The sequence below is a fragment of the Agathobaculum desmolans ATCC 43058 genome, from assembly GCF_000701665.1.
GTDB lineage: Bacteria > Bacillota > Clostridia > Oscillospirales > Butyricicoccaceae > Agathobaculum > Agathobaculum desmolans.
Genome location: NZ_JNJN01000057.1, coordinates 1 through 15,094, shown reverse-complemented (window position 1 = coordinate 15,094; position 15,094 = coordinate 1). Strand labels below are relative to the sequence as shown.

Here is a 15,094-nt window from a genome sequence, read left to right as displayed (position 1 = left end):
TAATAGGTCTTTGGGGTGGTTCCGTTTTCACTGCACCACCGTTTTACTGACATTCCGCTGCTTCTGCACTCTGCTACTTTCTGACTCCATTCCAGCAGCCGCTGTCGCTGGCCTAATGTCTGTATGGTTAATTCCTTGCTCATCTGTGTGCCTCCTGAACCCTCTTGCTCACCCGCACTGCCGGTAACTTTCGGTGACTGTTACGCCTTGTGCTAAAAACTCACCGAGACTCACTGTGAGTCTCGGTGAGTTCCTCTCATATTCTGGCACACTCTGCGTCCACTTTCAATTCGCCGTCCTATTTGACGCTTACTTCAATAGTTTCAGGCTACACTAATTCTGGCGAATGATTGGTTTTCGCAGTGTTTCTTCTTTCTTTTTGTCCCCAGCAGAACAGACAGGTCAAGTACCTGTCTGTTCTTTTATGTATTTTGCAAGTGCACTTCAGCACTGCAGTATCTCGTTCATTCAGCATTCACATTGTGGATTGTGGGGACACCCATGCCACATCGTAAAATGCAGGTTTTCAGCGTAAACTGCACTTCGTCCCATGCGGAAGGTCGTGTATAATAAAATTAACATATTAGGTGCGCGTGACGCTCTTCTCGCACTGAAGTACGGGGCTTCAGCCACATGAGGACTGAATGCAAGATTAAGAAGCGTCGCGTTTATCTTGCTTTGAGAGATATAAATAGTAGCGCGAGGTGATATAGTGCAAGTCATTTTTGTTACGCAAGAGCAGTATACGTGGTTTGCGCCATTTTGCGGTGAACTGTCCGAAAAATCTAATCAGGTCATCTATGGTGCAGTGGATGAATCCAATGGTACAGCAGTCGGCGCACTAGTGGCATCTGTAGGAGATGCTGGGCTTGAAATTGATCAAATCTGTGTGGCGGATGCGTGGCGGCACAAAGGCATTGGGCGACAGATGTTGCGTGCTCTTCTGCTGGATGCCCGGCAGGCAGGGGGGATTCCATGTGTGCGAGCCCATTTATACGGAACAGTGTCTGCTATCGCATCCCTGTTTCGCACAGTGGGATTTGTGATTGGCGAAAAACAAGATACTGTTTGTAGCTTTCCACTTTCTGCTATTCCTAAAAAGCTACTGGGAGATAGCCGAATTGGGCAAGAAAGTGTTATTCAACTGTCTGAAGTACCCAGAGAGGTGCTGCACCGGTTTAATACGCGTGCGGTGTTAAGGGAGGCGTTGCCAATCCCACAGCCTGTGCAGGCATCAGATTACCAGAAAGCACTTTCGTTTGCTGTGCTGAATCGGGGGGAGATTGCTGGGCTCCTGCTCGCCGAGCAACTGGTGGACGAGTTGTATTTATCTTTTTTGTATGCTGCCCCTGACGCACCGCGTGCAGCAGCTGTTTTGCTACTGCACGCGGCACAAGTGGCGAAGGCGTTATATCCCGGAGATACCGTTGTAAACCTTATAACCGTTTCATCAACAGCCAGCATGTTGGTCGATAAGATTCTGCCTAATGTATTACGCCAACGCGGAATTACGGCAGAATACTGGTTGTAAAAATGGCATTATGCAGGACAGCAGTCAAACGATCTATATGAGAGGTGCAATATGGGAAAAGATACTCCAGTCACGGCATGCGAACAGATGATGCAACAGCAAACGGAACATCAGATAATTGAAACTCAAATGCAGACTGAGCAGACAACACAGCAACTAATGCAGGGCGAACAGCCAACGCAACAGTATGAACACAGGCAGCAGAACCGGTACGCAACGAAGAGTATACAGCGCCTGCATGCCGCTCGCATGCGGCATGTAGTGCAGTTGACACCGATACAGCAGACTGCTGAAATCTCACCTGATCCATATATAAACATGTCTGCGCGCGAACGCAAAAAAGCGATGCTGAGAGAGGAACGGGCGCGCAAAGCAAATCAGAATGCGGCAAGAAAAAAACAGCAATCCGCCGCACGAATGTTCCAAATCCCACCCCAAGAGGCTGCACCCGATATGTTAAACTTAATGGAACAAGCCAAGGATTTTTTTCCAACCAGAAAACGCAAATGGGGCGCCACTCGATCTGGTAGCAGTAAGTCAAATGAAGCTCGATCACACCTGCTTGGAGGATAGGGATTTTGTCAATACAAGTAAAACAATCGATTTAATAAAAGCGCTGCAGCAGCATGACACGTTGAAAAAGCTCTGGGACTTTCGGGAGCAGCATCGCGATCAGTGGAATGAACTTGATAATGAAATGCGTGCGCGATGCTCACTGCTTTTGGATCAGTTCCCGGCTTTCGACAAGTATTTGACTTGCGCCTGCAACTTGCGCAACCTGAATATCAATTATGATGATAATGGTGCAATGCGAGGGGTGCGGTATTTTAATTTCTCTGGAACATATCGAAAAATTGAAAAGCAGCATCGCTGTATGCGGGATATTTTAGAAGCTCGCCAGATGACAGAGGCATCTGATTTGGAGTATTATCGAACACGTGAAAGCCACCAGTTGACTATAGAGGAACGTGATGCATGCATTGCACAGGAAAAAGAAGCCTATCGTGCAAAATTTGGTGTAGAACAACCACTGATGAAGGATATGTCAACCTCAGAGCGCACGACTATGAAAAATGAATATCGAAGAGTTCCAGCAGCAAACAAAGAATCTGTCACGCGCGCATCCAAAGCATTTTTTGCCTATGCCAACCAGCGGGAGAAAAGTAGCTGGCCAGATATTGTCCAGAAGCAGTTAAGTACACGCGACATTATGATCGCGCGAGGAGCACAGAATGTGGAAATGTTTTCCGACTCATCATTTCTGAATGCCGAGCTTGAGCAGGCTGCGCAAATGCTAGATGACATTGAAACGTTGTGCAAGATGGATAAGACAAAGGATATTACCAATGCTAATTATGAGCAAGTGCTTGATCGGGTTTATCAGCATTTTGAACTATGCTTTGAACGATTCCACACGGATTTCGAGCAAGTACGGGCACAACTGAAAACTGCATTAACGCCAGAGGGGCTTATGGTGCAGCAAAGCGAGATCGGAAGATTTTACAGTTATTGGCAGGCGCTTATGGAAGTTTATGGGCAGTCTCCATCCTTAACTGCTCGTATTCCAGAGGAGCAGCTACTCTACCTGCGTGCTATCTCACTGGTCATTTCCGGATATCCTAGCACATGCTTGGATGGTGATTTCACACAGAATACAGTATCCGTCGGTGATGATTTGTGCTTCCGTGGCGATTTGTCCATCAATACGAATGAGATCGAAGATATGGCCCGTTCCAATGCGTACATCAGTATACATACCTCTCTGGAAGACTGTCCACCAGACAGCCTGACCTATCGGTGTGCGGTTCAATATGCGGAATCAATGGGGCTCAGACCTGAGGTGGCCTATCAAGTGCTGCGGCACATGGGATATCAGGAAGAAGATGAAACATTTGCGGAGCAATACCGCATGACCAAGGATACTGCTAAAGACATTGCTGCAACTAAGCCTTGATTAGCCTTTTTTGCAAATCCCCTTGTATAATAGGATGACGGCATTTTGTGACAACAACCAAATGATAGGATAAATCATAACAGTTGTGACGATTGCATTTATATGCAGTAGTTTTCACACATATCACATTCTTTACAATGTTTTTTGGTTATGATATATAAGGTATTCTCAAGTATTTAGAAAGAGAGAATGCTCTTGTGGAATAACTTCCTATGTTAGTTTTCGCAACAATTCTTTACGTCTTCAGCAGGACAGGCAGGTCAAGCACCTGTCTGTTTTTTTCTGGGCATTTTTAATCAACTGTGCTACAATGTCAAATGAAGAGCCGAGAGGGAGAAGGTCGAAAAATGGCAGAAAGGCCGATTCAAAACTTCGACGAGAGATCCGATCTGATTCCGACATCAAATATATCTCCGATAAATCCGCCCATACGATCCATGCTGTGTCCTGTCCTGTGCTGGATACGCTGCCGGATGGCATTGCGCTCGGCGGGCGCCCTGCGTTTCCCAAGAAGTGGTATTGTGTTTGCGAGAAATGTCTGCCGCAAGCCGCACAGGAATACAAAAGCCGGATGCGTGATTCGTTAGAAGCCAAATGTTCCATACGGCATGGAATGATCCCCATATCCGATATGCGTGCGATGCAGCCAAGCGCGTTTGCCATTGCAAATATTCACCTTGCCGTCAGGGCATTCCAACCGAAAAACTATTCTTCCTACCTAAGTTCTCTGATGTTGGCTTGACACTTTGCTCAGAGTGATTATAAATGCGCAACGGAACAATATATGCGCGTTTTGCTGATTTCCAATCACGTGCCCACTCCCAGAAGCGGTGGCGAAACGCAATGGTGGATGATCACGCTGCGCTCCGTCAAGCGGTGCAAGATTTCTACGACACCTACCATATCTTCCTGCATATTGAGCATCTTCGTGCCTACGTGACTACGATCACAGGCCAGTGGTATTTTGATATCTTGCCGGATAGCGGGGGACACATTTCTTTGTTTCATCGGAATTACTATACGGAGGATATGCCGGATGAGTTGGTAATGGCTTCGTTCACACAGTCAGCATATCATCTTCAAGACGCTGATCTGCATGATGCCATGGCAGCAATGCAGTACATCATGCGGCATGACCGGGCACAGATGCACCGGATGCTCTGGGGTGATGCTGTGGCGGGGAAGGGGAGAGAGCTGCAATGAAACGAGACCAGTACTCTGCTGCATATGACGAGATTTCCGCGCGACGTAATCGCGTGATGGCAGATATGATACGAGATGTCTGTGATATCGTTGAGCTGCCGGTTCGATTTTCCGGTTCTGATGCAATCATCGAGACCCGCAACACTGTCTGGCGATTCGATTACACCGTGCGACCGACGAAAGTTAAATCATATGAGCATTCTGAAGCTACGCCGGAAGCGGAAAAACTGGTTCAGAGTCCGGCAGAGGCGATTGCGTACATATTTCAAAGCAGAAACAAGGAAGCGACATCCCATTAGGTTCGAGGGAGTTGACAGGATATCTGCCTTGAAACAAAAAACACCGCTGTCCCGTTAGCGATATACCTTGGGCCTGCGGTGTTTTGGTGGGCAGGTTGGATTCGAACCCGCATTTCCAGCTTGAGAGGCTGGTGTCCTTACCATTTAGACGATGGCACCATATTGGTGATCCGCGCCGAGTTCGAACCGGCTTTTCGACCTTGAAAGGGTCGTGTCCTAACCGGGTAGACGAGCAGTGCAAAGTGGTTTATTTCCTCAAACCACTTGCTGATATGTGAAATGCTTCCTCTGGATGATATCAGAAAAACCGATGTCACCCCCTGTCCCGGGGTAATCTCTCCCCGGTTTGAGTGATTGGCGGGTCTGATAGCACAGTATGTCCGTATTCCACCGCTGTTCCCGGGTTACGGCTGCAGTTTTGCCCAATATGTTTGATAAACCCATATCTTTTGTGAAAATTTTCATGCAAAGCGCTTGACGCACTGATTTAGAAAATGTAAAATAGTTGAAAATAGGGGAGAAAGGCGAGAGGTATATGGAGGAGCAACAACTGGATTGGCAGCTTTCCTTAGCGGTGGGCGATACGGATAGCAACGACAAAGTTGGTTTTTGGCAGACTGCGATTGGACTGCAGGCGGTAAAAGAAATTGCAGTATCAGATTTTCTGCTTGAAGCAGCAAGGGCACATATCGGAGGGACACTTGATATTGATGGGGTGCAGAAGCGGCTTCAGGAGTATTACAGCGGCAATGCGGAATCCGCAGCGGATTTTGCAACGCGAGAGGCGGATGTCACCTCTGCCCGGATCGTACAGGTTTTGAGCGAGGATGCGCCTGGGATCTCCCCGCTCGAATGGCAGGCGATCCATCGTCGGCTATTCGCAGGTGTTTTCGACTGCGCGGGACAGATACGAGATACGGATGTATCTCGGGACGAATGGATTTTACAAGGCGAGACCGCGAATTACGCCAGTTCGCAAAGTGTCCGTCGGTTGCTTAGTTATGACTTTGAGATGGAAAAGCAATTCTCCTATGCGGGACGGTCGGCCGCTGCAACCAATCGCCATATCGCAAAATTCGCAGCGGATATCTGGCAGATCCATCCGTTTGATGAGGGGAATACCCGATCTCTGGCGGTAATGTTGATCCGATATCTGCGTGGTTTGGGATTCCAAATCCATCTCAATGCCTTTGCGAAGCATTCGGTGTTCTTCCGCAATGCGCTGGTGCGTGCAAACTATGTCGATCTTCCAAACGGCATCCAAGCGACAACCAAGTATTTAGAGCAGTTTTTCGATATGTTCCTTTTCGGCGCAGATCACGCGCTTAACAACAGCGAATTGCGCGTTGCGTACAATGCAGACGAGAAAATCTAATTTTTGCAAGGCGGGTTTCTGACAAACGGAGATCCGTCTTTTTGTCTGCCCTAAAAACGTGAACGGTTCGGCTGCTTTGCTTCTGCGTTTGGCATCCGGCAGATGGGGGAGAAAACGAATTACTGGGAAATGTTAATTTAAGAAAAACTATGAGAAGAGAGAAGGATAGAGGTGGATACTGAGGGATTTTCTTCGGAAAGTGTTGGAAGAAATCTCGAGAGAGCACAGTGTAAAGTTGTTTTGAGGGGTGAGAACCAGATATGAATATCATTCGCTCTGGTATCATTCTACCTATGATTGCTGGTTTTATTTTGGCTTTTTTGAATGGTTGCCTTCTAACGAAGTCAGGAATTGGCAGTTAAAGTTCGCGCAATCTGCAAGAAAATCAGCCCTTCAACGGTGGTGTCTTGGGTGAACGAAATCATGAAATGTTTTTTTCCAGTGCTTTTAAGTATGGCTGCAAGTATGTACGGCATTATATATAAAAAATATAAAGAAAATTGTAGGATAACACAAAATAACAAAAAGAAAGAAGAAAAAATGAAACGATAAATTTATGTAAGATGTAGAAAGTAAGATAATTGCTCAGATAAAGTTGACATTATGAAAAAACAGGAATATGATAAAAGCAATCTCAGGAAAGAGGAAAGAATAAGCTGGGATTTTTATTATTAGTTGTTATGAGAACGTTTACATTTGAGGTGTCAAGTGGACGCAACGATTATTGATGTAGCGAAGTTGTCCGGATATTCCAAGGCAACGGTGTCGCGTGCTTATGCAGCGCCGGATCGTGTCAGTGAAAAAGCAAGGGATAAGATTTATGCCGCAGCAAAGGCTTTAAATTACACCCCGAATGTAATCGCACGGGCAATGGTAACCAAGCATACGGAAAGTATCGCATTTGTCATACATGAAAAACAATATCCTGCAATATTAAATCCGTTTTATTCTCCGATTCTGGATGTGATCCTTCAGGAAGGCATCAAGCGTGGTTATAGCTTATCGATCTCAACAGATCATGATATGCGGCTGCCGAATGGCGAAGTTTATATGAAAAAACATATGGATGGCGTGATTTTGGCAGGTCAAACCGATACGCAAGCCATCTTGAGTTACCGTAAGCAGCATATCCCGTTGGTTTTGTTGAATAACCATATCGATATGGAGGGTTTGCTCTGTATCACGGCCAATCATTTTGATGGTGCAGTTCAAGCGGTAGAGCATTTGGTCGAACGTGGGCATAGGAAAATAGGGCTTTTGGCCGGTCTTTTTTCTCCGCAGATATATGCGGCGCGCTATAACGGTTATATCAGCGTGCTGAAGAAGTATCATTTGCCGGTGGATATGCGTTTTGTGCAGGATATTGAACCGACGATGGAAGCTGCAGAGCAATATGTAGCTTCGCTTTTGCAGATAGAAGATCGTCCGACTGCGCTGTTTTGCACGAATGATACCATCGCAATTGGTGCGGTCAAGGCAGTTATCCGGGCAGGTCTGCGGGTGCCGCAGGATTTGGCGATTATCGGATTCGATGACAGCTATATTAGCCGTGTTATTGAGCCGGAATTGACAACTGTGAAGATTGACAAGCAACTGATGGGCAAGTTAGCAGCCGAAAAGTTGTTTGATCTGATTGCAGGGCATCCATTGGAGGAGCGTTTGATTGAAACATCAACACAGCTCATAGTGCGCAGTTCCACATAGAACACGCTGCTGACCGTATAGATATGGGAAATAATACAGGAATCGCAAAGGGGTGAGGCGATGCGCATCACATTTATCAACGTAGGGTATGGGGATGCAATTCTGTTTGAAGGATCGAACGGTTACACGGCATTACTTGATGGCGGGGGCAGCTTGCCGGAAGAGTTTGCACAAAGCGCATTTCGTATCCGTGCAGCAACCTATTTTCAGAAAAAAAATATTACGCATTTGCATGATATTTTTATTTCACACATTCATGAAGACCATGTCTGCGGGTTAGAGGCCGTTTTAGAGCAGGTAACGGTGGATCGAATATATGTGCCATACCCGGTGAAGCCGTTTTTACAGGGGCACATGTTGAAAGTCGGTACAGATGTACCACGCAGTGTGCCGTTATATACGGCAGCATTGAATGCCTATACCAGAATGCTGCAGCGCATAGTTGATACCGACTGCGCAGTGCAAATGCTGCAGCCGGGAGATATCATCGATATGGGCGGACAGATGACTGCCCATGTGCTGGGACCAAAGCAAACAGCGATTCAGGTATATATGCAAAGAATTGAGCAGGTATTTCAAAGCGATGACGGGCAGGAGGTTGCGAGGATTCTGGGTGAATTGGATGCAACATCAAATCAAACCAGCTTTCTAATCAAATTTGAAATGCCGGAGATGGCCTTGTTAGCAGCTGCGGATAATTGCCCGCGGGAATGGGACGAGCTACCAATTGATTTACTCAAAAATGTAACCGTTCTCAAATTGCCCCATCATGGACAGGGTGATGCAATTTCAGAACAAATCATGCAGTGTATGCCGCTGAAGGCCGTGGTGACAACAGCATCTTCCGACCGGCGGTACGGCAGTGCAAACCCGATGGTATATGAGCGGTTGGCAGCAATGCAGCCAGAAAACCCGCCGCAATTCTTATTTACAGATGAGCGGAACTATCCACCCTATTTTTCGCAGCCTGACGGGTTTCAGGCGATTACACTTGTTGTAGATTCCGGCAATCTTCATCCGGAGTTTATAAAACTTTGATACAGAAGTTGAGAATGGAGGAAAAGAAATGAAGGGTAAACGACTATTGGCGGCAATGACGGCCGGTGTGCTGGCGCTCAGCATGGCAGCGTGCAGCAAACAGCCTGCCGATGGCGGACAGCAGTCGGCAGGGAGCGGTGCGGAGGAGAATTTCCCCAGCAAGCAGGTGACAATCATCATGCCATGGAGCCTTGGCGGCGGTCCGGATACGATCGCCAGACAGGTAGCGGCTTATGGTGAAAAATATCTGGGCGTTCCGGTGATTGTAGAAAACAAAACCGGCGGCGCAGGAACGATTGCGATGAATGCCGCGCTGCAGGAGAAGGACGATGGCTACAGCATGGTTGTTGCCAATGGCCCGCTGTTCTCTTTGACGCCGAGCTTCCAGAACGTCAGCTATACCTTGGATGATATTACGCCTTTGATTGGTATGCGTATTACGGAATTTGTTGTGCTGACCAATTCCAAGAGCAATCTGAAGACGATTGATGATCTGAAGGCCTATGCGGCTGCAGGCAACACCATTAAGTATGCAACAACGGGTGGTCCGGGTAATGACAGCTACACGATGATCGCGGTGCTGTTTAAGATGCTGGACATTCCGGCGGAAGCCATTCCGTATGACGGCGGTCAGGATGCAATCAATGCACTGGTCGGCGGGCATGTGGATGTTGCCATTGGTTCGCCTCCGGTATACCGCGACTACGTGGCGAACGGTGAGCTTAACTGCCTTGGCACCTTCATTCCGGAGGGCGTTGACGTAGAGGGTATTGGCCACATTCCTTCCTTTAAGGAGCAGGGCATTGATGTGGAATTCACTGGTATGGACTACTTCGCAGTGCGCTCGAGCGTACCGGAAGAGCATAAGCAGATTTTGACCAAGTTTATCCAGGATGTTTATGCCGATGAAGAGTTCCAGAAGGCGATGAGCGAAATGGATATGAAGGCGTGGGCTGCAACAGAAGATGAGATCAAGACCATGATCGAAGAGCAGACCGAAGCAATGAAAGAATATATTCCGCTGATTCAGTAAATAGCAAAGGCGCAGCGTCTGCTCTCTCCGGACGTTGCGCCACTCAAAATGAGGTGGTCGGTTATGAAAATTAAATATAACGCAGAGATCATCGCCGGCGCAGTATTTGTTATCGCAGCCACGGTACTGTGGCTGCTGATCCCATCGCAGATTCAGACGCTTGAAAAGACGGCAATTAACGCACAAACCTTTCCCCGCATTGCAATTGGCGGTATGTTGATCTTTTCAGCAGGTCTGCTGATACAGGGAATCTTTTTTAATGAAAAAAAAGAGCTGGTCATTACAAAGGAAAGCTTCCACTCAGATGGGTTTAAGCGGGAGATGCGGTCTGTAATTTTTGCCGTTATGCTGCTGGCTTACTGCGTATTGGTTACGTTTCTCGGTTTTATTATTTCTACTGCGATTTTGGTGGTTGCAATCCTGCTTTTTTACGGAGCCCGCAAATGGTATTACTATGTGATACCGCTGGCTATGGTAGGCATTGTTTATTATGTATTCGGTGTTGTACTCCGGATTTCGCTGCCGTAATAGGGAAGGGGGATTTTTGTGGATCTATTTTTAGAGGGACTGAGCGTCCTGCTGCAGTGGCAGAACTTCCTCATCATTCCGATTGGCCTGGCGCTGGGCATTGTTGTAGGTGCTATTCCGGGGCTGACATCTGATCTGGGTATCATCCTCTGCATTCCGTTGACCTATGGCATGGAACCCACAATGGCAATTCTGATGCTGTTGGCCATCTATTGCGGCGGTACCTACGGCGGCTCTATTACAGCGATTTTGATCAACACACCGGGCACATCGGCTAATGCAGCCACCCTTTTTGACGGCTACCCCATGGCGCGTAAAGGACAGGCATATAAGGCATTATCCATGGCGCTGTTTGCATCCACGGTGGGCGGCCTGCTCAGTGCGTTTGCGCTGCTGTTTTTGGCGCCGCAGATTGCCAAAATCACGCTGCTGTTCGGACCGGCAGAATATCTGGCACTGGCCGTATTTGGTCTGTCCGTTATAGCGGGTGTATCCAACAAGAGCATTTTCAAGGGTCTGATCGGTGCGTGCATCGGCATTTTTGTTTCCACTGTGGGTATGGATACCATCAGCGGTTCGAGCCGCTTTACATTTGGAAATATTAACCTGATGAGCGGCATTGATTTGATTATTGCTCTGATTGGTTTATTTGCAATTTCGGAAATTATGATGAAATCGCAGTATAACCCCAAAACAGATCATAAGCAGGTCAGCGTATCCTCGATCACAAAGGATAAGATCACACGCGAGGAGTATCGCCGTTGTCGCAAACCCATTGCGTTGGGATCTTTGATCGGTATTATCATCGGCGCAACACCGGGCACTGGTGGTGGTTTGGCTGCTTTCATTTCGTATAATCAGACCAAGCAGTCCTCCAAGCATCCGGAAACATTCGGCGAGGGTGAAATTGAGGGCGTTGCAGCATCTGAGTCAGCTAACAACGGCGCCTGTGGTGCAACCATGATTCCTATGCTGACATTAGGCGTGCCCGGAGATGGCGCCACAGCAATTCTGATGGGTGCATTTATGATTCATGGCATGGTACCCGGCCCGATGCTGTTTAAGGAGCAGGGAAACATCCTGTATGCAATTATGATCGGCTTAATCGTGGTCAATGTGTTCATGTATTTGATTGGCCGCGTGTTCACCCGGCTGTACGCGCACATCACGCGGATTCCGTATGAGATCCTTTCCTGCATTGTGCTCACGTTCTGCATTGCCGGCTCGTATTCTACGAATAACCGGTTGTATGATATCTATATCATTTTGATTTTTGGTATTATTGCGTACTTCCTGCGCCGCATGGATTTCCAGTTGGTTCCTGTGCTGCTTGGCATTGTGCTGGGGCCGCTTGCGGAGGACAATTTCCGCCGTGCAATGTTGCTTTCCGATGGAAGCCTGAGCATATTTGTAACACGACCGATTAGCTTGCTGTTTTTGGCTGTTGCAGTCGGTTCGCTGGCCTTGTTTGCTTGGCGCAATCATAAGGATAAGGTAAAAGCGCGCATGTAATTGGTACTGATACGGCATGGACGCAGTAGTGCTGCGTATATTAGTATAAAAAACGGCGGACATCTGCGATAGTGCAGCCGCCGCTTTTTTATATCAGTGCACCGTGATATGCGATAAAATGTAAGGATATTCGCAGGAAAGGAGGAAAAAGTGGAGTATTTTGCCGGTTTGCGTGAGCTGAATATGGGATCATTGATTTTTCGGCTGGTGCTTGCCATGTGCACTGGCGGCCTGATTGGGCTGGAACGTGGCCGCAAGCGGCGGCCGGCAGGCTTTCGCACCTATATGCTGGTCAGCTTGGGTGCCGCCATGACGATACTGCTGGGGCAGTATGAGAGTGTGATGCTTTCCACTCGCTGGACAGCGGTGGTCGATGCGATCGGCCAGCGTACGGATATTTCGCGTATCGGCGCCCAGGTGATCAATGGCATTGGTTTTTTGGGCGCGGGAACTATTCTGGTTACAGGCAGGCAGCAAGTTACAGGGTTAACGACAGCGGCAGGCCTGTGGGCATCGGCCTGCGTGGGACTTGCAGTGGGCGCGGGATTTTATGAAGCTGTTTTTCTGGCATTTGGTTTAATTTTTGTTTGTATGCGTATTCTGCCATTTATTGAAAATATATTGATTGAAAATGGAAGATTTATCAATGTATATATGGAGTTTGAGGCAGTTGAGCAGATGGGATCGATCCTACATTGGATAAAGGAACAAGATATGCAGATTCTTGAAATTGATGTGGAGCGCGCCAGAGGCGCGCAGACATCCTATCCCAATGCGGTGCTGTCGCTTCGCCTGAATCATAAACAACAGCATACGCAGGTACTCGCTGCACTGGCAGATCTGGACGGTGTGTGTAAAATGGATGAAATATAGGAGTTGCAGCCATGTTATCTATTTTTGACGGTTTGCGTGAGGTGACTCTAGCTTCGGTAATGGTTCGCCTGTTTTTGGCAGTGTTATGCGGTGGACTGATTGGTTTGGAGCGTGAGTACAAACGTCGTCCAGCAGGATTTCGTACACACATATTGATTTGCCTTGGAGCGGCAATGACAACTATGACGAGCCAGTACCTGTACCTTAATCTGCATTTTTATACAGATATGACACGAATGGGTGCACAGGTTGTAGCTGGTATTGGTTTCATCGGCGCAGGAACCATCATCGTGACAGGACGGCAGCGGGTGAAAGGCCTGACAACGGCAGCGGGTCTGTGGGCGGCTGCAATTGCAGGATTGGCGCTTGGCGGTGGTTTTTATGAAGGCGGCCTATGCGTTACCGTTTTTGTGTTGGCGGCAGAGCTTGTATTTTCGCGGCTGGAATATTGGCTATTGGAAAAATCGCCGGAAATCAATTTGTATTTGGAGTATAGCAGTCGGGAAACCATCGATCGTGTATTGGATCTGTGCCACGAAAGAGGCGTAAAAGCGCTGCATATGGAAATTGCAAGGCACACATCCGGAGATAAGCATAATGCCTGTGCCATATTTACATTGCGGCTGCACAAAAAGTGCAAAATAGAAATGCTTCTTCCGGTAGTTGCTGCCGCAGACGGTGTGGTTTCTGTGAAAGAATTGTGAAAATGAGGGATAATTGATGACAAAGAAATATGATATGTTGGTAATTGGCCCGGTTTCGATCGACCATAATATTGATTATTTGGGCAATGAACGGAAGGAGATAGGCGGAGCTGTTGTGGCATCTGGTTACGCAGCAGCAGGCAGCGGCGTCAAAACGGCAATTTTCTGCAAAATGAATCCGGAAGAGGTAGATGTACAGGCGCGCTTTGCAGAAGCAGAGGCTGACCTGTACTGGGCATCCTCGCATTCGACCTGCTCTATCCGCAACCAGTATTTTACGGCAGATAAAGAGAAGCGGAGCTGCACTTCCATGGGGGTATGTGACCCGTTTCGATTTGAAGAGTTCTCCCATATTGATACTGATGTGTACCATTTTGCGGGGCTGGTTTACGGAGATTTTGACAACGATGTACTCCGTCAGGCAGCGGAGCGAGGTAAGGTAGGCTTGGATGTACAGTGCATGCTGCGCCATGTGGAAGCAGATAAAACAATGGCCTTTCACGACTGGGCAGAAAAAAAACAATGCCTTCCGTTTATTGATTATTTCAAAACAGATGCGGCAGAGGCCGAAATATTAACCGGTTTGACAGATCGGGCAGAGGCAGCTCGGATGCTGCACGATTGGGGAGCAAAAGAAGTTGTTATCACCCATAATACCGAAGTTTTGGCCTATGACGGGAAGCAAATTTACACTTGCCCGATTAAAGCGCGTAATCTGTCTGGACGTACCGGCCGTGGTGATACGGCATTTGCAGGATATATTGCAGCGCGGCAGCATTTGGATGTAGAGCACGCCTTGCAGTACTGCACAGCGCTGGTATCTCTAAAAATGGAAACACCCGGACCGTTTCGCGGGACACGGGCTGATGTAGAAGAATATATGCGTCTGTTTTATCCAAACGTATAAGCTGAATGTTGTTTGCCGTTTGTATAATTTGGAAGCATTGCATCGCACTTGAATCGGGGCACAAAGGAAATACCGCAAAATTTAGTGTGGGGCGACAGATGGTTTACGCATCTGTCGCCTTGCTATGCTTCAAAAACATAAAAACGAACAATGATTCTTTATTAACAGCCTATAATTCAAGGGAACAGGCGGTCACTTATAAAAAAGAATATACGTTCGTTTTTGTTGGTAGCCAAATAGGTGATTATTTTCAAGGGACAAAATCGCAGTCGAGCCGCGGCGTGTATATTTGGGCAAATAAAAACCCGAGGATTTGAACTGAACTGAACTGCCCCAGATTGTGCGGACAGTACAAAAAAGAGCCCCTGGTAGGAAATATTGAGTTCTAAGTGGAGAGGCGTCGCGCCAGCGGCGCCTCTCCGGTTTTTAACTG

15 protein-coding genes are annotated in these 15,094 nt (G+C 47.6%); all 15 read left to right on the top strand.

Translation table 11 applies throughout. The features are described from left to right. Positions 1-712 precede the first annotated feature (712 nt). The 15 genes from T363_RS0112315 (at position 713) to T363_RS0112245 (ending at position 14,661) form a co-directional block, all read left to right on the top strand. Positions 713-1,531, top strand: a complete 819-nt coding sequence (locus tag T363_RS0112315; protein WP_031476281.1) for a GNAT family N-acetyltransferase — start codon at positions 713-715, stop codon at positions 1,529-1,531. A gap of 51 nt (positions 1,532-1,582) precedes the next feature. Further along, the gene (locus T363_RS0112310; RefSeq protein ID WP_031476279.1) at positions 1,583-2,104 is read left to right on the top strand and encodes a hypothetical protein; all 522 of its coding nucleotides are present in this window, start codon (positions 1,583-1,585) and stop codon (positions 2,102-2,104) included. Further along, complete coding sequence (locus tag T363_RS0112305) at positions 2,073-3,485, top strand: hypothetical protein (RefSeq protein WP_031476277.1); 1,413 nt, start codon at positions 2,073-2,075, stop codon at positions 3,483-3,485. The genes T363_RS0112310 and T363_RS0112305 overlap by 32 nt, the downstream gene beginning before the upstream one ends. A gap of 843 nt (positions 3,486-4,328) precedes the next feature. Then, a complete protein-coding gene (locus tag T363_RS0112300; RefSeq protein ID WP_031476275.1) occupies positions 4,329-4,688 on the top strand; it encodes a hypothetical protein in 360 nt (119 codons plus the stop codon). Further along, positions 4,685-4,987, top strand: a complete 303-nt coding sequence (locus T363_RS0112295) for a hypothetical protein (RefSeq protein WP_031476273.1) — start codon at positions 4,685-4,687, stop codon at positions 4,985-4,987. Before T363_RS0112300 ends, T363_RS0112295 begins: the two co-directional genes overlap by 4 nt. A 535-nt stretch (positions 4,988-5,522) precedes the next feature. Next, a complete protein-coding gene (locus T363_RS0112285) occupies positions 5,523-6,362 on the top strand; it encodes a Fic family protein (protein WP_051643266.1) in 840 nt (279 codons plus the stop codon). Between the two features lie 411 nt (positions 6,363-6,773). Beyond that, positions 6,774-6,914, top strand: a complete 141-nt coding sequence (locus T363_RS16105) for a hypothetical protein (RefSeq protein ID WP_161645967.1) — start codon at positions 6,774-6,776, stop codon at positions 6,912-6,914. 156 nt (positions 6,915-7,070) lie between these two features. Then, positions 7,071-8,066, top strand: a complete 996-nt coding sequence (locus tag T363_RS0112280) for a LacI family DNA-binding transcriptional regulator (protein WP_031476269.1) — start codon at positions 7,071-7,073, stop codon at positions 8,064-8,066. Between the two features lie 60 nt (positions 8,067-8,126). After that, positions 8,127-9,104, top strand: a complete 978-nt coding sequence (locus T363_RS0112275; RefSeq protein ID WP_051643265.1) for a ComEC/Rec2 family competence protein — start codon at positions 8,127-8,129, stop codon at positions 9,102-9,104. A gap of 28 nt (positions 9,105-9,132) precedes the next feature. Next, complete coding sequence (locus T363_RS0112270) at positions 9,133-10,137, top strand: Bug family tripartite tricarboxylate transporter substrate binding protein (protein ID WP_031476265.1); 1,005 nt, start codon at positions 9,133-9,135, stop codon at positions 10,135-10,137. Between the two features lie 63 nt (positions 10,138-10,200). Next, positions 10,201-10,665 carry a tripartite tricarboxylate transporter TctB family protein gene (locus T363_RS0112265; protein WP_031476263.1) on the top strand — a complete coding sequence of 155 codons (465 nt, stop codon included), beginning with the start codon at positions 10,201-10,203 and terminating at the stop codon, positions 10,663-10,665. An 18-nt stretch (positions 10,666-10,683) separates the two neighbouring features. Continuing rightward, entirely contained in the window at positions 10,684-12,177 is a 1,494-nt protein-coding gene (locus T363_RS0112260) for a tripartite tricarboxylate transporter permease (RefSeq protein ID WP_034972366.1), read from the top strand. 150 nt (positions 12,178-12,327) lie between these two features. Then, positions 12,328-13,050 (top strand): MgtC/SapB family protein, encoded by a 723-nt coding sequence (locus T363_RS0112255; protein ID WP_031476259.1) that lies wholly within the window; start codon positions 12,328-12,330, stop codon positions 13,048-13,050. 11 nt (positions 13,051-13,061) lie between these two features. After that, positions 13,062-13,754: an MgtC/SapB family protein gene (locus T363_RS0112250; protein WP_031476257.1), complete on the top strand. Its 693-nt coding sequence runs from the start codon at positions 13,062-13,064 to the stop codon at positions 13,752-13,754. Positions 13,755-13,770: 16 nt separating this feature from the next. After that, a complete protein-coding gene (locus T363_RS0112245; RefSeq protein WP_031476255.1) occupies positions 13,771-14,661 on the top strand; it encodes a PfkB family carbohydrate kinase in 891 nt (296 codons plus the stop codon). Positions 14,662-15,094: the final 433 nt, after the last annotated feature.